Raw genomic sequence first — 20041 nt, 5'->3', positions numbered from 1 at the left:
CCTTCTCCCACCGGCCCGCCCGCAAGACCGCCTCCCGCGATCAGGCGTCAGACGCCTTCCACCAAGCGTCTACCCAGCCACTCCGGCAGCCCGGCGTCCTTGATCTTCCGCATGGTGACCTCGACGTCGTAGACGGCGCGATGCAAGGTCAGGCTCGATTGCGCGGTGTCGTAGAGGCCCCAGCAGGCGGCCGGGTTGTGGTCGCGCGGCTGGCCGACCGAGCCGATCACCGACACATAGCGGCAGACCTTCGAGAACGGCACGGCCACGCGCGGCTTCGGCCGGAAGTGCTCGGGCGGCGCCTTGCCGGCGGTGTGGTAGATCGCCGGCACATGGGTGTGGCCGCAAAAGACGAGCCGCGCCTTGGTCGCGGCCAGACAGTCGGCGGCGCTCTCCCGCTCGAGGATATAGATCCAGCGCCCGGGCTCCTTGGCGCTCGCATGGACGAACAGGATCTCGCCCTCGGTCGCGGTCAGCGGCAGCCGGTCGAGAAACGCCTTCTGCGCCGTGTCGAGCGCTCCGCGCGTCCATTCGATGGCGCGGGCGGCATTCTCAGACATGCCGGCCATCATCCGGACCGCCGCCTCGTCGTGATTGCCCTTGATCGCGATCGCCCCCTCGCCGACCAGCTCCACGACCCGGTCGACCACCCGCGCCGGATCCGGCCCATAGCCGACGAAGTCGCCGAGCAGCGCCAGCCGATCGAAGCCGACCGCGCGCGCCTGCGCGAGACAGGCTTCAAACGCCTCGGCATTGGCGTGAATGTCGGTCATGAGCGCGATACGCATGAACGGAAGCCTCGGCGACGGGAACGGGGACCGACCCTGCACCCGCGACGGGTTGGAGCGCAACCACGCCATGAGTCTCACTCACGCAGCGCGAATCCGGCATGCGGGCACGAAATCCGCAAAGAAAAGCCGCCCGACGCGCGGCGCGTGGGCGGCTTTCGATCTTTTGGTCCGATCGCCCGCAGGCGACCGACGCAATCACCCGAGCGGCACCTTCGGCACCAGGCTCTTCGGCAGCGCCGGACCGGGGACACCGGTCTTCTTCGGCTTCGCCTTCGAAGCCGCGCGCGGCTTCTTGGCCTTGACCTCGGGCTCCGGCTTCGGCTCGGCGGTCGGCCCGACGTCGGCGATCGACTCGAGCTTCAGCCCGGGCTTGCCGTTCTCCTTGATCTCGGTCGTGACCTTGACCACGCCGCCCTTGCGGAGCTTGCCGAACAGGACCTCGTCCGCGATCGGCTTCTTGATGTGCTCCTGGATCACGCGGCCGAGCGGACGCGCGCCCATCTGGGCATCGTAGCCGTTCTCGGCCAGCCACTTCACGGCGCTGTCGTCGAGTTCGAAGGTCACGCCGCGGTCGGCGAGCTGCGCCTCGAGCTGCATGACGAACTTCGACACAACCTGATGGATGACCTCCATCGGCAGCTGCTGGAACGAGATCGTCGCGTCGAGCCGGTTGCGGAACTCCGGCGTGAACAGCCGGTTGATCGCCTCCTGATCGTCGCCCTCGCGCTTGACCCGGTTGAAGCCGACCGGCGCCTTGGCGAGGTCGGCCGCGCCCGCATTCGTGGTCATGATGATGACGACGTTGCGGAAATCGACCTGCTTGCCGTTATGGTCGGTCAGCTTGCCGTGGTCCATGACCTGCAACAGGATGTTGAACAGGTCCGGATGCGCCTTCTCGATCTCGTCGAGCAGCAGCACGCAGTGCGGATGCTGGTCGATGCCGTCGGTCAGGAGACCGCCCTGGTCGAAGCCGACATAGCCCGGAGGCGCGCCGATCAGCCGGCTGACCGTGTGCCGCTCCATGTACTCCGACATGTCGAAGCGCAGCAGCTCGACGCCCATCAGCTTGGCGAGCTGACGCGCGACCTCGGTCTTGCCGACGCCGGTCGGGCCCGCGAACAGATAGGAGCCGATCGGCTTCTCCGGTTCGCGCAGGCCGGCACGGGCGAGCTTGATCGCGGCGGCCAGCGCCTCGATCGCCTTGTCCTGACCGTAGACGACGCGCTTCAGATTGGCCTCGAGATGCAAGAGCAGCTCGGCGTCGTCCTTGGAGACCGACTTCGGCGGGATGCGCGCGATCGTCGCGATGGTCTCCTCGACCTCCTTGACGCCGATCACCTTCTTGCGCCGGCTCTCCGGCAGCAGCATCTGCGCCGCCCCGGACTCGTCGATCACGTCGATCGCCTTGTCCGGCAGCTTGCGGTCGTTGATGTAGCGCGCCGACAGCTCGACCGCCGTCTTGATGGCGTCGTTGGTGTAGCGCACGCGATGGTGCTCCTCGAAATAGGGCTTGAGCCCCTTGAGGATCTCGATCGCGTCCGGAATCGTCGGCTCGTTGACATCGATCTTCTGGAACCGGCGCACCAGCGCGCGGTCCTTCTCGAAGAACTGCCGATATTCCTTGTAGGTGGTCGAGCCGATGCAACGCAGCGAGCCGTTGGCAAGGGCCGGCTTCAGGAGGTTCGAGGCGTCCATGGCCCCGCCCGACGTGGCACCCGCACCGATCACGGTGTGGATCTCGTCGATGAACATGATCGCCTTCGGATAATCCTCGATCTCCTTGACGACCTGCTTCAGCCGCTCCTCGAAGTCGCCGCGGTAGCGCGTGCCGGCGAGCAGCGCGCCCATGTCGAGCGCGAACACGGTCGCGCCGCGCAGCACCTCGGGCACCTCGTTGTTGACGATGCGGCGCGCGAGGCCCTCGGCGATCGCGGTCTTGCCGACGCCGGGATCGCCGACGAACAGCGGATTGTTCTTCGAGCGCCGGCACAGGACCTGGATCGTGCGCGCGATCTCGCTGTCGCGGCCGATCAGTGGGTCGATCTTGCCCTTCTTGGCCTTGTCGTTGAGGTTGACGCAATAGGCCTCGAGGGCGTCGGTCTTCTTCTTCGGCTGCTCGCCGCTCTCGGTCGACGTGGTCTCCTCCTCGGCGCCGCGTGGAGCCCGGTTCTCCGACATGCCGACCCGCTTGGCGATGCCGTGGCTGATGTAGTTGACCGCGTCGTAGCGGGTCATGTCCTGCTCTTGCAGGAAATAGGCCGCATGGCTCTCGCGCTCGGCGAAGATCGCCACCAGCACGTTGGCGCCGGTGACCTCCTCGCGCCCCGAGGACTGCACATGGATGACCGCGCGCTGGATCACGCGCTGGAAACCGGCGGTCGGCTTGGAGTCGTCCTCGCCATCGGTGACGAGGTTCTCGAGCTCGGTGTCGATGTACTCGACGAGGTTACGGCGCAGCACGTCGATGTCGACGTTGCAGGCGCGCATGACCGCGGTGGCGTCGCCGTCGTCGAGCAGCGCCAGGAGAAGGTGCTCCAGCGTCGCATATTCCTGCCGGCGCTCGTTGGCGAAGTGGAGCGCCTGGTGAAGAGCCTTTTCAAGGCTGCGGGAGAAGGACGGCATCGGACCTCACTTCTTTTCCATGACGCATTGCAGCGGATGCTGATGCTTGCGCGCGAAGTCCATGACCTGGGTCACCTTGGTTTCGGCGACTTCATAGGTATAGACCCCGCACTCCCCCACCCCATGATGATGAACGTGCAGCATGATCCTGGTCGCTTCCTCGCGACCCTTGTTGAAGAACCGTTCCAGCACGTGCACCACGAATTCCATCGGCGTGTAGTCGTCGTTGATCAGGAGCACGCGATAGAGGTTCGGGCGCTTGGTTTTCGCCCGCGTCTTGGTGACGACGATCGAGCCCGGGTCGTTCTCGCCCGGGCGTCGCGTTTCCTTGCTCATGGTCGGTTCGACGCGCATCGCTTCTTTAGGGAACTGGCCGGCCACGTCGGCCGACACACTCGTTTTCACTTGGCCGGAAACCAACGGCCGAACCGCCCGTTTCCGACAGAACCACCAACCGGCCAAGACCTCCGAACGAACGGCTGCAAGGACGATGCCGGCGCGGTCGAGGCGGCGCGAATGCCGGAAAACCGGCGGTTTCGGGCTGCTTCGTCTCGGTATTGTACGGCTTTGTGCCGCGCCCGCAACGACAGTTGAACCCCTTGGGGCGCGTCCGAATGGCAGATGGTCGATCGCCGGCCCTGCGGCCCGCTTTCGTGCATATGGGACAGAGCCAGGAGACGGAAAAGGGGCGCGCCGGTCGCGGGCCGGCCGTCGGCGCGCATGGGTGCCCTGCCGGGCTGCGCTCTTGAAAGGGCGAGGCGCCGGCGAAACGACGCGCGACGAGGCCCCCGTATACCGCGAAGGGCGATGCGTCCGGCCGTCGCGCCGACGGGCCGCGTGTCATTTTCGGGGGCCGCGTTCCCCTGCAAGGTTAATCAAAAGCAAAAGGGCCCGGAGAATGTCCGGGCCCTTCAAATCGTTCCTTGGTGCCGGCCGTCGCGGCGCCTTATCAGGCAAGCTGCTTACGGCGCTGCACAAAAATCACTTCGCGGCAAACTTGCCGAACGCGCCTTCGAAGGGCTTGTAGAGCTCCTTCGCGAGGTCCGTGTAGAGCTCGCCGACCTTGGTGAACTCGGCAACAGCGCCTTCGTACGAGGTCTTCACGAAATCCGACTGGATCTCGATGGCCTTGTCGAGGGTCTTCGCGCCGAACAGCTTCTCGATCGTGGCGGTGCTCTGCTCGAACGACTTCTTCGAATAGTCCGCGACTTCAACCGCGATCGCCTGGACGCCCTTGGTCAGGGTGCCGAAGGACTTGACCGAGTTGTCGACGCTTTCCTTGGCGGCTTTCTGGAACTCTTCGGCGTTGATCATGGTCGTTTCTCCTTGCGACTGACGTTTCCCGGGCCGTCCGCTCCGGCGCTTCATATTGCGCTGCAACATAGCGCCTAATGCTTGTGCACGTCAAGATCGTTCCCGCACCGCAAAATGGATGCGAGCGCAACCATTAGAATTTACCCTTCCTCAACCTCGTCGACTGCATCCTGACCTGTGTGGGACGGATGCAACGCGAAGGCGAAGCTTCCTCCCTTATGCCGGCGAGCGGTCCAGCCGACCCATCGTGACCCGACCCGGCAATCGTCCGTCCGAGCCAGAAGAAGGGCTCGCGGGCGGACGAGAGAACAAGGAATGGGCGAGATCGGTCCGTCCGGATCGGTCGTGTTCGCCACGGGGACATCGACACGTTCCAGGACAGGAACGGCGGCGTCGGGGATGTTGACGTGCAGTATCAGCGTTTTCTGGGAAGCGTCCGCCTGGCCAAGGCGGTTCTCGTCGGTCTCGCCCTCACCATGGTGGCGACATCCGACGCGGAGGCCGCGCGCCGGCGCCATCACCGTGTGGTGACGCGCGCCGCCGCGAGCGACGACGGCGATATCTCGGGTTCCGCGCGCTACGCCGCCTACGTGGTCGACGACAAGACCGGCCGCGTCCTCTATTCCAAGAATGCCGACAGCCCGCGCCATCCCGCGTCGCTGACCAAGATGATGACGCTCTATGTCCTGTTCGAGGAACTCGAAAAGGGCCGCCTGAAGCTCGACAGCGAACTCGAGGTCTCCCGCCACGCCGCCAATCAGGCGCCGACCAAGCTCGGCCTGCGCCCCGGCTCGACCATCGACGTCGAGGACGCGATCAAGGGCGCCGTCACCCGCTCGGCCAACGACGCCGCCGTGGTCATCGCCGAGAACATCGCAGGCTCCGAGGAGGCGTTCGCCCGCCGCATGACCGAGACCGCCCGGCGGATCGGCATGAACTCGACCACCTTCTACAATGCCTCCGGCCTGCCGGATTCGCGCCAGATCACCACCGCCCACGACATGGTGACGCTCGGCCGCGCGTTGCAGGAGCGTTTCCCGCGCTATTACACGTTCTTCGGCGTCCGCTCGTTCGTCTATCGCGGCGAGACCGTCACCGGCCACAACCGCGTCATGACCCGCCTCGAGGGCGTCGACGGCATCAAGACCGGCTACACCGGCGCCTCGGGCTTCAACCTCGTCTCGTCGCTGAGGCGCGACGGCCGCCACCTCGTCGCCGCCGTGCTCGGCGGCTCGAGCGGCCGCTCCCGCGACGATCACATGATCAAGCTGCTCACGCAGTCGCTGCCGGCCGCCAGCAGCGGCCCGAAGGTCGCCTCGGTCTTCGCCGAGGGCCGCCTCGCCAAGGTCTCGACCGACACCGCCAACGACGCCGAGCCGCAGGAGATCCAGCCGAAGCGCGCCGTCGCCGCCGCGATGATCGCGACCGTCCCGGCACCCGCGCCGACCCCGGTTCCGGCCCCCACCCCCGCCCCGTCCGCGCCCCTGGTGCTGACGCCCGTCTCCGCGCCGATGCCGCTCGCGCCGGCTCCGACCGCCGCCCGCCCGTTCAACCCGAACGCGCCGCGCATCGTCAGCAGCGAGGCTTCGGCCCCGTTCCGCCGGCCGGCATCGCCGCGCCGCGCGTCGGTGAACACGGCGCCGCGGTCGCGATGGCCAAGGCGATCCTGCTCTACGAGACCAAGCAGGTCTCCGGCCCGATCCCGCCGGCCTCGATCGGCCCCGCCCGCGCCGAGCCGCCGCGCGGCCGCGCCGGCGAAGCCAAGGTCGCCTCGCTCGCCGATGCCACGATCAGCCATCGCGAAGTGATGGAATACACGAACACCACCCGCGCGCCGTCGAAAGCCGACGACGTGGTCCGCAAGGACCGCGACACCGTCGCGCCGATCGCCTCTGGCCGCACCGGCTGGATGATCCAGATCGGCGCCTTCGATTCTAAGGGCGCCGCCGAGGCCAGGATCGACAAGGCGAAGTCCGCCGGCGTGCGCGAGCTCGCCCGCGCCGAGGGCTTCACCGAGACCGCCGCCAAGGGCGGCACCAAGATCGTGCGCGCCCGGTTTGCCGGTTTCGCCGACCAGAATGCCGCCAATGCCGCTTGCAGCTCGCTGAAGCGCAAGGACTTCGAGTGCATCGCCTTGCGTCAGTGAGCGATGCGATCGCCCCCGTCACAGGGGACGATCTGGAATAGCCGTGAGTGAACCGTACCCCGCTCTGCGTATCAGTTTTTGGAGCGCGTCCCATGTCTGCCGACCAATCGGTCCTTGGCTTCGTTGATCTTGGCGGCAAGGAAGGTCGATCCTCCCATGTCGGGATGGACCGCCTTCATCAGGCGGCGATGCGCGTCCCTGACTTCCGCATCACCGGCTCCCGGCTGAAGCCCCAGAATCTGGTAGGCTTCCTCCTCGGTCATGGCGCCCGCGCGCGCCGGGCCGCGCGACCGCGCTGCCGGGTCGTCCTGCAGGTCTTCACGCCAGGCGGGGCTCCGGCGATCCAGATAAGCCTCTAGGAGCGCCCGGCTCTCCGCGTCGTTGGCGATCTCGCGCCTGAGCGCCAGCAGATCGGCGACCGAGAGCCGCGCCAGGTCCCTGCCCTCGAACCGCCCGACCAGAACCCGCCCGCTGATCACGCCGCTGTCGTGGTCGACCTCGACCTCCAGCGCGGCCGAACGCATGGTCGAGCGCCGGCCGCGCGGCCGCGCCCCGAACAAGCCGGCGAGCGCACCGAGCGGGCTCAGCCGCACCGCCTTCCAGACCGGTCCGAGCGCGCCCGGCTCCGAGCCGAGCAGCGCGAGACCGCCGATCACCAGCGCCGCCCCGAGCGCGATCCGCCCGGTCGCCGCGCAGAAGGCGCCCGCCGCCACCGCGCCGGTGCCGATCCAGCGGCGCGCCTTCCGGCCCGCGGTCCTGAGGTCGATCAGGCCGAGCTTGCCCGCAACGACCAGGAGCGCGACGAGAACGAGGAGCGCGACGACAGGCAGGTTCATGACAGGGCGATCCGATCGGGCGACGAAAGCCCCGGGCGCGAGCCGCCCGGGCGCCCCGGCAATAGCATCCCTTGCCCCGGCCGGAAATGCAGGCCCGCGCGCCGCGCGGGCGCCATTGACGCGCCGGCGGGGACCGACCATCTGATTCTCGGGCGTCTGAATTCCGGCATCCGAAAACCGCGACTTTCGCGCGGCTGGCATTTGCGCCGACGATCTGACAGTGTCCGCGCCGCCGCGCCGGACGGTCGGCACCGACGGCCGGCGACTTGATTGTGGAGGAAGGCACGATGATCGACGCTTCGAAGGCGGGTATGCGCGGCGAGACGCCCCGGATCGCTCCGGCCGGCGGCCGGCGGCCCGAGGTCGTGCGCACCATCGCCGATCTGCGCGCGCGCGTCCTCGACTGGCGCCGCCGCGGCGAGACCACGGCCATGGTGCCGACCATGGGCGCGCTGCACGAAGGTCATCTGTCGCTGGTGCGCGAGGGCTTCCGCCGCGCCGACCATGTCGTGGTCACGATCTTCGTCAACCCGACCCAGTTCGCGCCCCACGAGGATTTCCAGAGCTACCCCCGCACCGAGGCGCACGACCTCGAACTCCTGACCGGTCTTTCGGCCGATCTGGTCTTCGCGCCCAATGCGGCCGAGATGTACCCTCTCGGCTTCGCGACCCGGATCGAGCCGCAGGGCGCCGCCCTCGGGCTCGAGACCGAGTTCCGCCCGCATTTCTTCGGCGGCGTCGCCACCGTCGTCGCCAAGCTGCTGCTCGCCGGTCTGCCGGATATCGCGATCTTCGGCGAGAAGGACTTCCAGCAGCTCGCCGTGGTGCGCCAGATGGTGCGCGATCTCAACATCCCGACCGAGATCGTCGGCGCCCCGACCATGCGCGAGGCGGACGGCCTCGCGCTGTCGTCGCGCAACGCCTACCTCACGGCCGGGGAACGCGCCGCCGCGCCGATCCTCTACGCCACCATGACCGACGCCGCGCGCCGCATCCGCGCCGGCGAACCGGCCGCTACCGTGCTCGTCGAGGGCAGCGCGGCGATCCTCGACGCCGGCTTCGACAAGGTCGACTACCTGACGCTCCGCGACGCCGCGAGCCTCGCGGCCGTCGAGCATGTCTCGCGCGAGCCGCTGCGCCTGTTGGTCGCCGCCTGGATCGGCCGGACCCGGCTGATCGACAACATCGCGGTCTGAGTCCCGAGCCGTATCTCGCGCCGGCCGTGCGAACTGCTCGGCCGCCGAAGCCCTGCGCGCCTGTGTCTCCCTCAGCGGATGCGGCCGAGCACCTCGACCTGCACCGAACCGCCGATCGTCACGGTCGTGCCGTCCTGGAACCGATAAACGCTTCTGCCGTCCGCATCGGTCTCCGGCTTCGGCCGCGCCGGCTGCCGGTCCTTGAAGGTCAGCGCCGAGACCGGTCCGCCCTCCTCCGGCCGGACCGGCGCCTGCGTCGCGGCTGGCTTGCAGCCGAGCGGCACGGGCCGGCCGTCCGCGCCGGTCCGGCACGGCCTGGTTCCGGCCGATGCCTCCGGCTGGCCGGCGAGCAGAAGCGCCAGCGCGGCGCCGACGGCGACGAGCACGGCCCTTGGCGACACGATCGAAAAAGGACGTCGCGCCATCGCATACCTCCGGGTCAGAGCAGGCCGAGCGTGGCGAGTTCGCGCCAGAGCTCGGGCGACAGATCGTGGCTGCGGGCGCCGGGTATGTCGCGCGGCCGCTCGTGGTCGGCGAGATAGCGCCAGCCCTGGAACGGCCGGCACGGCCGCGGCTCGACCTGCACCAGGTCGCCCGAGAGCATGATATCGCAATGCGGCACGCCCGCGGCGTCCTCGACCTGCACCAGATCGACGATCGTCTCGCGCACCATCACCTGGCCCTTGATCACCCAGTAGAGCGATCCGCCATCGAGGATCTCGTCGCGCTTCTTCGGGCTCTGGCGGGTGCGATGGATGTGGACCGGCCGCTCGCCGCGACGTCGCCGCTCGGCCAGCCGCTCGTCGATCCAGCCGGCGAGATCCGCCACGCTGTCGCAGCCGACGCAGAGTTTGATCAAGTGGAGAGTCATGCCGCGACCATGCTCCGGGAGGCGCTGCCGGGTCAATCCGACCCGGCGCGCTCCTCCACACTGTCGGTCACGAGCGCCCTTTCGGGACCGCGGGACGCGCCCCGCCGGGCCTGACTGATGTTGCACCGCACCACCGGAGCGGTATACGTGTTTTCACATATAAACGAAGTGTCAACCCTGTCCGGTATGGCGATGTCGGAACCCTGACGGTATCGTCCAGCGTCGAAGTTCCGCCGTTTTTCGCTGATCGGCGCCGATCCGGGTTCCCGGACAGGTGGTACACATCGAAATGGCGGAATGAGACCAGACCGAGCCGCATCGATCGCCGGGAGGACTTCCCGAAGGATAACGTAACCGAGGGTTGCGGCGATTGGCGAGCGACGAGGGAGGAGTTTCGATCAGATCCGGACCACGAGACGGCGGCGCCCTGACGTTCCACCGTTCTCGACCGGTCCGAAGCGCCTCCGGTCATGCCGGGGCGCGGAAGTGCGCGGCAATGCGAAGTTTGGCCGGGCACTAAATCGGTTCGCTGGTGCCTCGGTCTACGGAGCAGAGCACCGCGACGGGAATTCCAGGAAGTCGAAATCCAGGACGTCGAACCAAGGGAGCCACTCCCGAACCATCCGGCAGGTCGCCGCCTCGTCATCCCTGAAGACGTGGCGACGGCTGCGCAGGCGATGGCCGGGAGCACTTCGAAAAGCAACAGAGGAAACCCCAATGTCCGTAACCAGCATGCCCGCCAAAGGCGCCGCAGCGCGCCCCATGACGGCAGAAGAGCGAAAGGTGATTTTCGCCTCCTCGCTCGGCACCGTCTTCGAGTGGTACGACTTCTATCTGTACGGCTCGCTCGCCGCGATCATCGGCGCGCAGTTCTTCTCGCAGTATGACGAGTCGACCCGCAACATCTTCGCGCTGCTCGCCTTCGCCGCCGGCTTCCTGGTTCGTCCGTTCGGCGCTCTGGTGTTCGGCCGCATCGGCGATCTCGTCGGCCGCAAGTATACCTTCCTGGTCACGATCCTGATCATGGGTCTGTCGACCTTCATCGTCGGTATCCTGCCCGGCTCGGCCCAGATCGGATTTGCCGCCCCGGTCATCCTGATTTCGCTGCGCCTGCTGCAGGGCCTCGCGCTCGGCGGCGAATACGGCGGTGCCGCGACCTACGTCGCCGAACACGCCCCCATGGGCCGCCGCGGCTTCTACACCTCGTGGATCCAGACCACCGCGACGCTCGGCCTGTTCCTGTCGCTGCTGGTCATCCTCGCCGTGCGCTCGATCGTCGGTGAGAAGGACTTCGCCGACTTCTACTGGCGCGTTCCGTTCTGGGTCTCGATCCTGCTGCTCGGCGTGTCGGTCTGGATCCGCATGCAGCTCAACGAGAGCCCGGCGTTCCAGCGCATGAAGGCCGAGGGCACGCATTCGAAGGCGCCGCTCACGGAAGCCTTCGGCCAGTGGAAGAACGCCAAGATCGCGCTGCTCGCCCTCCTCGGCCTCGTCGCCGGCCAGGGCGTGGTCTGGTACACGGGCCAGTTCTACGCGCTGTTCTTCCTGCAATCGATCCTGAAGGTCGACGGCTACACCGCCAACCTGCTGATCGCCTGGTCGCTCCTGATCGGCACGATCTTCTTCGTCGTGTTCGGCGCGCTCAGCGACCGCATCGGCCGCAAGCCGATCATCCTGGCCGGCTGCCTGATCGCGGCGCTGACCTACTTCCCGCTGTTCACCAAGCTCGCCGAGACCGCCAACCCGGTGCTCGCCAAGGCGGTCGAGACCGTCCAGGTGACCGTGACCGCCGACCCCAAGGACTGCGGCGACCTGTTCAACCCGGTCGGCACCCGCAAGTTCACCTCGTCGTGCGACCTCGCCCGCGACTACCTGTCGAAGTCGTCGATCAAGTATACGACGACGCTGACCCCGGGCACCGTGCCGGCCAAGATCACGCTCGGCGGCACCGATGTCGCGTTCGACACCACCAAGCTCGCCGACAGCCAGAAGGCCACGCTCGCCGCGGCCCAGGCCGCCGGCTACCCGAAGGCCGGCGACCCGAGCATCGTCAAGATGTCGAACCCGTTCGATATCTTCCGGCCGCAGGTCGCGACCATCATCGGCATCCTGTTCGTGCTCGTCATCTTCGTGACGATGGTCTACGGCCCGATCGCCGCGGCGCTGGTCGAACTGTTCCCGACCCGCATCCGCTACACCTCGATGTCGCTGCCCTACCACATCGGCAACGGCTGGTTCGGCGGCCTGCTGCCGGCGACGGCCTTCGCCATGGTGGCCCAGACCGGCGATATCTTCTACGGCCTGTGGTACCCGATCGTCATCGCGGCGATGACCTTCGTGATCGGTTTCCTGTTCATTCCGGAAACCAAGGATCGCGACATCTTCACCTTCGAAAACCGCTGATCATCGCGGACGAGCGATCCCGGGGCACGGCTTGCCCGCCCCGGGATCCCGACGGGTGCACTCGGGCACCCCGCCTTCCAAGGCCCCCGGCGACGGGGGCCTTTTTCGTGGGCGGAGTTCCACTCCGGTCCGGACACACCTGAACGGGCGCGCGGCTCCCTACCGTGGGGCCGGCCGGCGTCGCGGCGTCGCGGCGTCGCGGCGTCGCGGCGTCGCGGCGTCGCGGTGCCCACGCACGAAATCACGTTAACGACCGATGAACGACGCCTTGGCGCCGCATTCAGGGCCTCTCCTCGATGGTGCGATCGAAACGAACCATCCGCTCGTCCGGGACCATCCGGCCGGGCCGGAAGGTCAGTGAGGGAGACCGCCGATGACGACCGACACCGCCGACCGCCCGCGTGCGCTGCTCGTCCGGATCGCCCGTTGCGATATGCGCATGCGCCGCGACCGCCGGATCGCCGACGCCTTCCGGAGCCGGTTCGAAGGCCGGACTGCCGGATCGCGCGGCAACGCCGCCGCGCGGAGCGAAGCCGTGCCGGCGCCGAGCCTCGCCTGGTTCGAAAACCTGTCCGGCACGCTGCATTGAACCGGCGCGCGGGCCCCTCATCGACGGGCCTGCTTCGCCGCCCCGCGCTGCGCCGCCGTCAGACCTCGTCGGACGGCACGATCCAGGTCTCGGTCGCCGCCGCGTCGCACCAGGCGCGCATGGCCGGCAGGTCGAACACAGCGTCGATATAGGCACGGATGTCCGGCTCGACCGGCCAGGAATAGGTCTTCAGCCGCGTGACCACCGGTGCATACATGGCGTCGGCGGCCGAGAAGGCGCCAAACAGGAACGGCCCGCCCTGCCCGAATCGAGCCCGCGCGTCGCGCCACAGCGCCACGATCCGCGCGACGTCGGCGGCGGCCGCCGGACCGCCCCAGTCCTGCCAGGGGAAGGTCTTGCGCAGGTTCATCGGACACGCCGACCGCAACGCGCCGAAGCCCGCGTGCATCTCGTTGGCGATCGACCGCGCGAGCGCCCGGGCCACCGGATCGCGCGGCCAGATCGCGTGTTCGGGGAAGCGCTCGGCCAAGTATTCGATGATCGCCAGCGTTTCCCAGATCGCGATCTCGCCATCGACGAGGCACGGCACCCGACCGGACGGCGAATAGCGCAGGATCTGCTCGCGCGTGTCCGGCATGTCCAGCAAGATCATCGTCTCGTCGAACGCGATGCCGAAATGGCGTGCCACCAGCCACGGCCGGAGCGACCACGACGAATAGTTCTTGTTGCCGATCACCAGTCTCACGTCGACGGCCTCCCGTGCTTTGGACCCGCGCAGAGAGAAGCCCCGCGCGGCGGGCACGTCCAACGCCTTTTGCTGACGGAGGTCATCAGCCGCGTTGAAATAGGCTCCGATCGCGCAGGGGAAGACGACGCAGCGTCATCCAAAAAAGCCCGAAATCCGCCAGAAAAGCTCTATCGCCCCATCGCTTATTGTCAGATCTTACAGTAATAGAGCGATCAAGAGCGTCCTCGCAGCGACGGGGCGCGCGGCCCGTCCGGCATCGAAGCCGACGAAACTCCCCACCTGACGACAAAGCGACGACGCGCCGGCCGGCGGCCCGCGCGCGTCCCGGACCCATGTTCATGCCGCGCATCGACGATATCGAAGTCTTCATTGGCGTCTACGAGCAGCGCAGCCTCACGCAGGCGGCGCGCAAGACCGGCCTGCCGGTGGCGACCATCAGCCGAAAGCTGCTCGAGCTCGAAAAGCGTCTCGGCACCGTGCTGATCAACCGCACCACCCGCAACGTGTCGCCGACCGAGGCCGGAACGGCGTTTTACGAGAAGGTCTCGCAGGCGGTGGACGTCATCCGCGACGCCGAGTCCGAGATCCGCGGCCTGACGCGCGCGCCCGCGGGCACCGTCCGGCTGGTGCTGCCCTACGCGCTCGGCATCACCGTCGTGCAGCCCTGGCTGGCCGAATTCGCGGCGATCCATCCCTCGGTCGACTTCGCCGTCCTGTTCGACAACGCGCGGCACGATCCGGTCGAGTTCGGCGCCGATATGACGCTGCATATCGGCGCCGTACCCGACTCCGCGCTGTTGCTGCGCCGGCTCGGCACGGTCGGCATGATGCTGGTCGCCTCGCCGGACTACATCGCGCGCCACGGCGCGCCACAGGAGCCGGAGGCGCTGCTCGACCACCGGCTGCTCGCCGCATCGCTGCGCCCGGGACCGGAGATCTGGTCCTTCGACGGCCCCCGGACCGTCGATGTCCGTATCGCCCCGCGCATCTGCGCCAACGATCCCTTGCTCGGCCTGCGCGCGGCGGTCGCCGGCTTCGGCATCGCCCGCGTCAACACGCTGGTCGCGCGTGCCGACGTCGAGCGCGGCGCGCTCGTTCCCGTGCTGCCCGACTGGCGGCTCAAGGCGCTCTACGACCTCTCCCTGCTCTACCCGAAGCGCGCGACGCTCGATCTCAAGATCCGCCTGTTCATGGACTTCCTGACCGAGCGCCTGACGCCCCTGCTCTGAGAGGAGCGGCGCCGGGCGCGGGCCGTGGCTCACGCGGGGCACACCCCGCTTCAACCTTGCGCGAGGCGACGAAAAAGCGGCCGTGCCGGGTGTGCGGCGGCGAACTTACGGCCGCGCCGTGGGTTTTGCTGACAACCGCCTCCGCGCGGGATCGCAAACCGGAGATGCACGCCATGCGCAAACTCGTGTCGATCGCCCTCGCCGCCTGCTTCGTCGGCCTCGCGCCGGCAGCGGCCTTCGCGCACACCACCAAGAAGAAGCACCACCACGTGCGCCAGCACCACGTCCGGACCTACAACGACCGCGCCTCGGGCGCCTATGCCGACAATCCGGCCACCGCCGGCTCGGACTATGTGCGCGGCAACGGACCCGCATGGGCCGAGCGCAACGCCGCGGCGGCCTATCGCATCCAGCAGCAGCTCTACTGGCAGAGCCTGCGCCACTGATCGGCCTGCCCTGCCCTCGGCCCCGTCGTCCGGCCCCGGCGCACCGCCGGGTCCGGATGAGGCTCGTTTCCCGGCAATGAGCCGATGCGCCGGGACTGGCGAATCCGGCCTCGAATGGGGCATGGTGCCGCCATGCCGATCCCGATCTTTCCCGACGCCTTCGCCCTCGCCTGGTTCATCTTCGCCTGGTTCGGCGTCGGCTATTTGGTCGACAAGACCAGCCTGGGCGACCGCAGCCTGTCGCGGCGCATGGACATGCATCGTCGCGTCTGGGCCGCCCGCATGCTGGAGCGCGACGTGCGCATCGTCGACACGGCGATCATGTCGAGCCTTCAGAACGGCACCGCCTTCTTCGCCTCGACCTCGCTGATCGCCGTCGGCGCCGCTTTCGGTCTGCTCAATCAGGCCGACCGGCTGCTCGAGATCCTGTCCGAGATCCCGCTGCATGTCGCCACCAGCCGCATGGCGCTGCAGACCAAGGCGCTGGGCCTGGTTGTGATCTACGGCTACGCCTTCTTCAAGTTCGGCTGGTCGTACCGGCTGTTCAACTACGCCGCGATCCTGATCGGCGCCGTTCCGAACGCCTCCGACGACCACGATCCGGCGCAGGGCGTCGTCGCCGCCCGGCGCTTTTCCGAAATGCAGATCGACGCCGGCCACCATTTCCATTGGGGCCTGCGCGCGCTGTTCTTCTCGCTCGGCTTCATGGGCTGGCTCGTCAACGCCTGGATCTTCATGGCGACGACGACCGTCATCCTGCTCGTGCTGCTGCGCCGTCAATACCTGAGTCACGCCCTGCATTCGCTCGAGGACGGCCCGGATCCGTTGATGCCGCCGCCTCGGGGGCAAAACCCGGAAACCGGGATCACGGCGCCGGGAACCAGGCGTCGGACCGCCCCGCCATCCGATAGACGGCAAGCCCTATGATCTCCTTGGCCAGGATGTCGAACAGCGCGAGCGACTGACCGGCGCCCGCGTATCCGGCATTGAGCGCCTCCGGCCCACCGGTCACGAAGTCGACCGGATAGGCGACGACCCCGTCCCATCCGGCCGCGCGAAACGCGCCCATGGCGCGCGGCATGTGCCAGCCGGAAGTCACCAGCAGCCAGCGGCTGCCGGGCTCCGGATTGACCAGCGCCTTGGTGAAGGTCGCGTTCTCCCAGGTGGTCCAGGACCGTCCCTCGGTCGTGATCCGCTCCGGCGCGACGCCGGCCGAGACGATCAGCTGGCGCATGATCTCCGCCTCCGACAGCGACACGCCGTGCGCCTCCCCGGCATTGCCGCCGGTGAGCACGATCCGCGCCTGCGGATAGAGCCGGGCGAGGTCGGGGACCACCAGCGTCCGCTCGGCACTGGCATTGACCTGCGGCGCCCCGCGCAGCGCCGTCAGATGGGTCTCCTGCGCCCCGCCGAGAACGATGATGCCGGCCGGCGGCGGGTCGAGCTGCGCCGGGATCGGAAACCGGTCCTCGAGGATCTCGGCCACCCATCCGGTCGTCGGCGGGAACCCGATGACAACGAGGCCAGCAATCGCCAGACCGGCCAACAGACGCACGACGATGCGGCGCGAGATCAGCGAGGCCAGGAAGCCGAGCGCCGCGAGCGCAACGAGAAGATTGCTGGGCTTCAGGAACAGATAGGCGATCTTGGTGAGCAGGGCGAACATCGGCACGAGCCTTGGTCTTGCAAACGGACAAGCGGCGCCATTGACGGGCGGCCGCCGAAGGCCCTCTCGCTCCCGCAGCGGAGGAAGGGCGAGCGCTTGGCGTCGCATGATAGAGACATAGCTCGCCGCAGGCGATCCGCGATGACATATCTAAGTATCGCAATATGGAAACGATGTTCCCCGCCACCAAAACGATCGATGCACCGCAGCAAGACCACGCATCAAACAAAGTTCAAAGATAAATACTCAAAATAGACATGAATAAAGACGTCGACTGGCAATTCTCGCGAACATGAATGACAGCGACACGTGAGGCGCGAAGTTACCGCGACCTGATACAGGTTGCAGCGCAACCATTGGTCAAGACATTTCCCGTATCGTCCAGCTCCGATGACCAGCATGATCAGGCAGGACCCCGAGGGAGCCGGATGTCGACCAAGATCAATCTTTCGATCCGTAAGCGTGTTCTCCTGTTGGCGGTCCTTTCCGGTCTCGGCGTCGCCTCCGTCGGCGGTATCGCCTTGTGGGGCGAGGCGGCGCTCGGCCGTGTCGAGGCGGAGGCCGACACCTATGCGACGCTCGCCACCCGCGCGCGCGACCTCAAGGCCGACATCTTCGGCCTGCGTGGCGCGGCGACCGAACTCGCCGGCGCGCGCAGCGGCCCGCTGATCGACCTGTTCCAGAAGCGTTTCGACGAGACCGCGACTTCGGTCCGCGACCTCGGCCAGCTCGGCGGCGCCGCGGCGGTGACCACGCAGATCCGCGCCCTCGAGCAGCGCCTCGCCGAGGTGAAGGGCCTGTTCGATCCGCTGGCCAAGTCCTACCGCACGCTCGGCACCAGCCAGAACGACGGCCTCAACGATGCGGTGCGCAGTGCCGCGGGCGAGATGGAGGCGATCTCCCGCGCCAAGGTGCTCGGCGGCGGTGGCGAGGCCGAGTTCCGGCTCGCCTACGCGCTCGCCGCCGCCCGCCTCGCCGAACGCCGCTACATGGCCGACCACGACCAGGAGCTGCTCGGCGAGATGGAGACCGCCGCCGGCCGACTCGAACGCGCGATCGGCCGCGTCGAGCTCGACGACGCCGAGAAGGCGACCATGACCAAGGCGCTGGCGACCTATCGCGGCGCGCTGGCGGCCTGGGTCGAGGAGGATCGCGCCGCCTTCACGACCTACGAGAAACTGATCGGCGCCTTCGACCTGATCGCGCCGGTGTTGGAGGAGATCGGCAAGATCGCCCTCGACGGCCAGGCGGCGAGCCACGACGCACTCGCCGAGGCGCGCGCCGCCAACGCGCGGCTCCTGCTGTTCGCCGCCGGCTTCGTGCTCATCGGCACGGTGGTGCTGAGCCTCCTGACCGGGCGCTCGATCTCCAGGCCGCTCGGCGGCCTGCGCGGCGCGATGGACCAGCTCGCCACCGGCGATCTCGACTGCGCGATCGACGGCACCGACCGGCGCGACGAGATCGGCGATATGGCCCGGCCCTGCTCGTCTTCCGCGACGCCGCCGCCGAACGCCGCCGGCTCACGGCCGAGCGCACGCGCGCCGCCGACATCCAGGCCGAGCGCGCCGAAGCGATGGAAGCGCTCGTGCGCGGCTTCAACGCCCGTGCCGAGGCCGCGATCACCACGGTCCGCCAGACCGCCGCCCGTCTCGCCGGCGCCGCCGAGGTGATGGACCGCACCGTCGGTTCGGCCGCCGGCCACGCCCGTGACGCCGGTCGCGCCGTCGACGAGGCCGCGGGCCGGCTCGGCGATGCCACCGGCTCGACGCAGGAGATCGCCCACTCGATCGCCGAGGTCGCCTCGCGTGCCCAGCAGTCGACGGGCGTGGCGCAGACCGCCGTCGAGCGCTCGCGCAGGACCGCGGAGAGCATGAGCGCCTTCGCCGCCAGCGCGGCGCGCATCGGCGAGGTGGTGGTGCTGATCCGCTCGATCGCCGAACAGACCAACCTGCTCGCCCTCAATGCCACGATCGAGGCCGCCCGCGCCGGTGAGGCCGGCCGCGGCTTCGCCATCGTCGCGAGCGAGGTGAAGGCGCTCGCCGGGCAGACCCAGCAGGCGACGACCGAGATCGCCGAGCAGGTCGAGGCGATCCGCACCAGCTCCGGCGATGTGGTCGAGGCGATCCGCTCGGTCGACGACACGATCGGCGAGATGTCGGCGATCGCGACCGCCGTCGCCGCCGCCGTCGAGGAGCAGAATGCCGCGATCGCGACGATCTCCGCGCATATGGCACAGGCGACCGGCGTCGCGCGCGAGGGCGCGAACGCCATCGTAGGCGCCGAGAGTGCCGCCGCGAGCGCGGTCGGCACGACCGGCGAGGTCGCCTCCCTCGCCGAGACGCTCGCTGGCGAGGCCGAAAGCCTGTCGCACGAGATCGAACGCTTCATCGGCGCCGTCCGAGCCGCCTGATCGAGGCACGCGGCTCCGCCCTTCCGAAGCCGCGCGCTGCCCTGTCGGAGCCTGAAACAAGAAACCCCGCCGCGGCGCCTGCCGGGCGGGGTTTTGTTCTTGGTCGCGTCCGCCTGCGGCGCGGGGCAGGATCAGGCGAGATCGGCGGTCGAAGCGACGACCTTGCCGACGAGACCGTAGGCGATCGCCTCTTCCGGACCCATCCAGAAGTCGCGATCGGTATCCTTCTCGATCCGCTCGAACGGCTGGCCGGTCGCGGCGGCGAAGATGTGGTTCAGGCGGTCGCGCATCTTGAGGATCTCGCGCGCCTGGATCTCGATATCGGTGGCCGGGCCACCGGCGCCGCCGGACGGTTGATGCAGCAGGAAGCGCGTGTTCGGCAGGCAGAACCGGCGCTCCTTCGGCACCGAGACGTAGATCAGCGCGCCGGCCGAGGCGACCCAGCCCACACCGATCATGCGCACCGGCGCCGACACGAAGCGGATCATGTCGTGGATCATGTCGCCGGATTCGACGTGGCCGCCGGGCGAGCAGACGATGACGTTGATCGGATCCTGGCTGACGTGGCTCAGCGCCAGGAGCCGCGCGGTCACGTCGCGGGCGAGCTCCTGGGTGATGGTGCCCGTGATCAGGACCGTACGCGCGTCGAACAGGTGCTTGTCGACCGGCACCGACTGCGGGGTCTTGGTCTTCTCCTCCTCTTCCTCGTCGTCGAGGCGGGTGGTCCAATAGGTCTTCGGGCTGAGGATCATGGATGTATCCGAGCGTGGGCGGCCGGACGGCCGCGAAAATCATCTGGCGGGATCTCACATG

20 protein-coding genes are annotated in these 20041 nt (G+C 68.2%); 10 read left to right on the top strand and 10 right to left on the bottom strand.

Going from position 1 to position 20041, the window contains the following annotated elements; genetic code table 11:
- Positions 1 to 47: 47 nt before the first annotated feature.
- The 4 genes from ABS361_04895 to ABS361_04880 all read right to left on the bottom strand — a co-directional run bounded on the left by ABS361_04895 (position 48) and on the right by ABS361_04880 (position 4727).
- A complete protein-coding gene (locus ABS361_04895) occupies positions 48 to 788 on the bottom strand; it encodes a metallophosphoesterase family protein (protein ID XBY45617.1) in 741 nt (246 codons plus the stop codon).
- Between the two features lie 198 nt (positions 789 to 986).
- Entirely contained in the window at positions 987 to 3413 is a 2427-nt protein-coding gene (clpA, locus tag ABS361_04890; GenBank protein XBY45616.1) for an ATP-dependent Clp protease ATP-binding subunit ClpA, read from the bottom strand.
- A gap of 6 nt (positions 3414 to 3419) precedes the next feature.
- Positions 3420 to 3749 (bottom strand): ATP-dependent Clp protease adapter ClpS, encoded by a 330-nt coding sequence (gene clpS, locus ABS361_04885; protein ID XBY46810.1) that lies wholly within the window; start codon positions 3747 to 3749, stop codon positions 3420 to 3422.
- 645 nt (positions 3750 to 4394) lie between these two features.
- Positions 4395 to 4727, bottom strand: coding sequence for a phasin family protein (locus ABS361_04880; GenBank protein XBY45615.1), 333 nt, complete (start codon positions 4725 to 4727; stop codon positions 4395 to 4397).
- A 407-nt stretch (positions 4728 to 5134) separates the two neighbouring features.
- Here ABS361_04880 and ABS361_04875 point away from each other — a divergent pair, with 407 nt between their 5' ends.
- Positions 5135 to 6535 (top strand): D-alanyl-D-alanine carboxypeptidase family protein, encoded by a 1401-nt coding sequence (locus ABS361_04875; protein XBY45614.1) that lies wholly within the window; start codon positions 5135 to 5137, stop codon positions 6533 to 6535.
- A complete protein-coding gene (locus ABS361_04870; protein ID XBY45613.1) occupies positions 6535 to 6873 on the top strand; it encodes an SPOR domain-containing protein in 339 nt (112 codons plus the stop codon). The genes ABS361_04875 and ABS361_04870 overlap by 1 nt, the downstream gene beginning before the upstream one ends.
- 71 nt (positions 6874 to 6944) lie before the next feature.
- Here the strand turns inward: ABS361_04870 and ABS361_04865 are convergent, their stop codons facing one another.
- Positions 6945 to 7709, bottom strand: a complete 765-nt coding sequence (locus ABS361_04865; protein XBY45612.1) for a DnaJ domain-containing protein — start codon at positions 7707 to 7709, stop codon at positions 6945 to 6947.
- A gap of 311 nt (positions 7710 to 8020) precedes the next feature.
- Between ABS361_04865 and panC the strand changes: the two genes are divergently transcribed.
- Positions 8021 to 8905, top strand: coding sequence for a pantoate--beta-alanine ligase (gene panC, locus ABS361_04860; GenBank protein ID XBY46809.1), 885 nt, complete (start codon positions 8021 to 8023; stop codon positions 8903 to 8905).
- Positions 8906 to 8976: 71 nt separating this feature from the next.
- On the opposite strand, the gene ABS361_04855 is transcribed toward panC, so the two are convergent.
- Together ABS361_04855 and ABS361_04850 are read right to left on the bottom strand one after the other, a co-directional pair.
- Entirely contained in the window at positions 8977 to 9330 is a 354-nt protein-coding gene (locus tag ABS361_04855; protein XBY45611.1) for a hypothetical protein, read from the bottom strand.
- Positions 9331 to 9344: 14 nt separating this feature from the next.
- The gene (locus ABS361_04850; protein ID XBY45610.1) at positions 9345 to 9776 is read right to left on the bottom strand and encodes a DUF1489 domain-containing protein; all 432 of its coding nucleotides are present in this window, start codon (positions 9774 to 9776) and stop codon (positions 9345 to 9347) included.
- Positions 9777 to 10493: 717 nt separating this feature from the next.
- On the opposite strand from ABS361_04850, the gene ABS361_04845 reads away from it, so the two are divergent.
- Both ABS361_04845 and ABS361_04840 read left to right on the top strand, forming a co-directional pair.
- Positions 10494 to 12179 (top strand): MFS transporter, encoded by a 1686-nt coding sequence (locus tag ABS361_04845; protein XBY45609.1) that lies wholly within the window; start codon positions 10494 to 10496, stop codon positions 12177 to 12179.
- A gap of 373 nt (positions 12180 to 12552) precedes the next feature.
- The gene (locus ABS361_04840) at positions 12553 to 12768 is read left to right on the top strand and encodes a hypothetical protein (GenBank protein ID XBY45608.1); all 216 of its coding nucleotides are present in this window, start codon (positions 12553 to 12555) and stop codon (positions 12766 to 12768) included.
- A gap of 58 nt (positions 12769 to 12826) precedes the next feature.
- Here ABS361_04840 and ABS361_04835 read toward each other — a convergent pair whose 3' ends face one another.
- Positions 12827 to 13474: a glutathione S-transferase family protein gene (locus ABS361_04835; GenBank protein ID XBY45607.1), complete on the bottom strand. Its 648-nt coding sequence runs from the start codon at positions 13472 to 13474 to the stop codon at positions 12827 to 12829.
- A gap of 341 nt (positions 13475 to 13815) precedes the next feature.
- Between ABS361_04835 and ABS361_04830 the strand changes: the two genes are divergently transcribed.
- The 3 genes from ABS361_04830 (at position 13816) to ABS361_04820 (ending at position 16079) form a co-directional block, all read left to right on the top strand.
- Positions 13816 to 14706 (top strand): LysR family transcriptional regulator, encoded by an 891-nt coding sequence (locus ABS361_04830; protein ID XBY45606.1) that lies wholly within the window; start codon positions 13816 to 13818, stop codon positions 14704 to 14706.
- 173 nt (positions 14707 to 14879) lie between these two features.
- The gene (locus ABS361_04825) at positions 14880 to 15152 is read left to right on the top strand and encodes a hypothetical protein (protein XBY45605.1); all 273 of its coding nucleotides are present in this window, start codon (positions 14880 to 14882) and stop codon (positions 15150 to 15152) included.
- Between the two features lie 132 nt (positions 15153 to 15284).
- Positions 15285 to 16079, top strand: coding sequence for a DUF599 family protein (locus ABS361_04820; GenBank protein XBY45604.1), 795 nt, complete (start codon positions 15285 to 15287; stop codon positions 16077 to 16079).
- Here ABS361_04820 and ABS361_04815 read toward each other — a convergent pair.
- Positions 16018 to 16818: a YdcF family protein gene (locus ABS361_04815; protein ID XBY46808.1), complete on the bottom strand. Its 801-nt coding sequence runs from the start codon at positions 16816 to 16818 to the stop codon at positions 16018 to 16020. The two genes, ABS361_04820 and ABS361_04815, sit on opposite strands and share 62 nt — an antisense overlap.
- A gap of 428 nt (positions 16819 to 17246) precedes the next feature.
- On the opposite strand from ABS361_04815, the gene ABS361_04810 reads away from it, so the two are divergent.
- Both ABS361_04810 and ABS361_04805 read left to right on the top strand, forming a co-directional pair.
- Positions 17247 to 18488 (top strand): HAMP domain-containing protein, encoded by a 1242-nt coding sequence (locus ABS361_04810; protein ID XBY45603.1) that lies wholly within the window; start codon positions 17247 to 17249, stop codon positions 18486 to 18488.
- Complete coding sequence (locus ABS361_04805) at positions 18392 to 19228, top strand: methyl-accepting chemotaxis protein (protein ID XBY45602.1); 837 nt, start codon at positions 18392 to 18394, stop codon at positions 19226 to 19228. Before ABS361_04810 ends, ABS361_04805 begins: the two co-directional genes overlap by 97 nt.
- Before the next feature lie 131 nt (positions 19229 to 19359).
- Here ABS361_04805 and ABS361_04800 read toward each other — a convergent pair whose 3' ends face one another.
- Entirely contained in the window at positions 19360 to 19980 is a 621-nt protein-coding gene (locus ABS361_04800) for an ATP-dependent Clp protease proteolytic subunit (protein ID XBY45601.1), read from the bottom strand.
- Between the last annotated feature and the right edge of the window lie 61 nt (positions 19981 to 20041).

This window comes from Ancalomicrobiaceae bacterium S20 (genome assembly GCA_040269895.1).
GTDB lineage: Bacteria > Pseudomonadota > Alphaproteobacteria > Rhizobiales > Ancalomicrobiaceae > Methyloraptor > Methyloraptor flagellatus.
Note: the sequence above shows the minus strand (reverse complement) of the source record. Positions and strands in the feature narration are given on the sequence as shown.

What these genes read in the sequence shown, in the direction of transcription:
- ABS361_04895 (XBY45617.1), bottom strand. Translation starts at nt 788, where the DNA reads ATGCGTATCGCGCTCATGACCGACATTCACGCCAATGCCGAGGCGTTT.
- clpA (XBY45616.1), bottom strand. Translation starts at nt 3,413, where the DNA reads ATGCCGTCCTTCTCCCGCAGCCTTGAAAAGGCTCTTCACCAGGCGCTC.
- clpS (XBY46810.1), bottom strand. Translation starts at nt 3,749, where the DNA reads ATGAGCAAGGAAACGCGACGCCCGGGCGAGAACGACCCGGGCTCGATC.
- ABS361_04880 (XBY45615.1), bottom strand. Translation starts at nt 4,727, where the DNA reads ATGATCAACGCCGAAGAGTTCCAGAAAGCCGCCAAGGAAAGCGTCGAC.
- ABS361_04870 (XBY45613.1), top strand. Translation starts at nt 6,535, where the DNA reads ATGGAATACACGAACACCACCCGCGCGCCGTCGAAAGCCGACGACGTG.
- ABS361_04865 (XBY45612.1), bottom strand. Translation starts at nt 7,709, where the DNA reads ATGAACCTGCCTGTCGTCGCGCTCCTCGTTCTCGTCGCGCTCCTGGTC.
- panC (XBY46809.1), top strand. Translation starts at nt 8,021, where the DNA reads ATGCGCGGCGAGACGCCCCGGATCGCTCCGGCCGGCGGCCGGCGGCCC.
- ABS361_04855 (XBY45611.1), bottom strand. Translation starts at nt 9,330, where the DNA reads ATGGCGCGACGTCCTTTTTCGATCGTGTCGCCAAGGGCCGTGCTCGTC.
- ABS361_04850 (XBY45610.1), bottom strand. Translation starts at nt 9,776, where the DNA reads ATGACTCTCCACTTGATCAAACTCTGCGTCGGCTGCGACAGCGTGGCG.
- ABS361_04845 (XBY45609.1), top strand. Translation starts at nt 10,494, where the DNA reads ATGTCCGTAACCAGCATGCCCGCCAAAGGCGCCGCAGCGCGCCCCATG.
- ABS361_04840 (XBY45608.1), top strand. Translation starts at nt 12,553, where the DNA reads ATGACGACCGACACCGCCGACCGCCCGCGTGCGCTGCTCGTCCGGATC.
- ABS361_04830 (XBY45606.1), top strand. Translation starts at nt 13,816, where the DNA reads ATGCCGCGCATCGACGATATCGAAGTCTTCATTGGCGTCTACGAGCAG.
- ABS361_04825 (XBY45605.1), top strand. Translation starts at nt 14,880, where the DNA reads ATGCGCAAACTCGTGTCGATCGCCCTCGCCGCCTGCTTCGTCGGCCTC.
- ABS361_04820 (XBY45604.1), top strand. Translation starts at nt 15,285, where the DNA reads ATGCCGATCCCGATCTTTCCCGACGCCTTCGCCCTCGCCTGGTTCATC.
- ABS361_04815 (XBY46808.1), bottom strand. Translation starts at nt 16,818, where the DNA reads ATGTTCGCCCTGCTCACCAAGATCGCCTATCTGTTCCTGAAGCCCAGC.
- ABS361_04810 (XBY45603.1), top strand. Translation starts at nt 17,247, where the DNA reads ATGTCGACCAAGATCAATCTTTCGATCCGTAAGCGTGTTCTCCTGTTG.
- ABS361_04805 (XBY45602.1), top strand. Translation starts at nt 18,392, where the DNA reads ATGGAAGCGCTCGTGCGCGGCTTCAACGCCCGTGCCGAGGCCGCGATC.
- ABS361_04800 (XBY45601.1), bottom strand. Translation starts at nt 19,980, where the DNA reads ATGATCCTCAGCCCGAAGACCTATTGGACCACCCGCCTCGACGACGAG.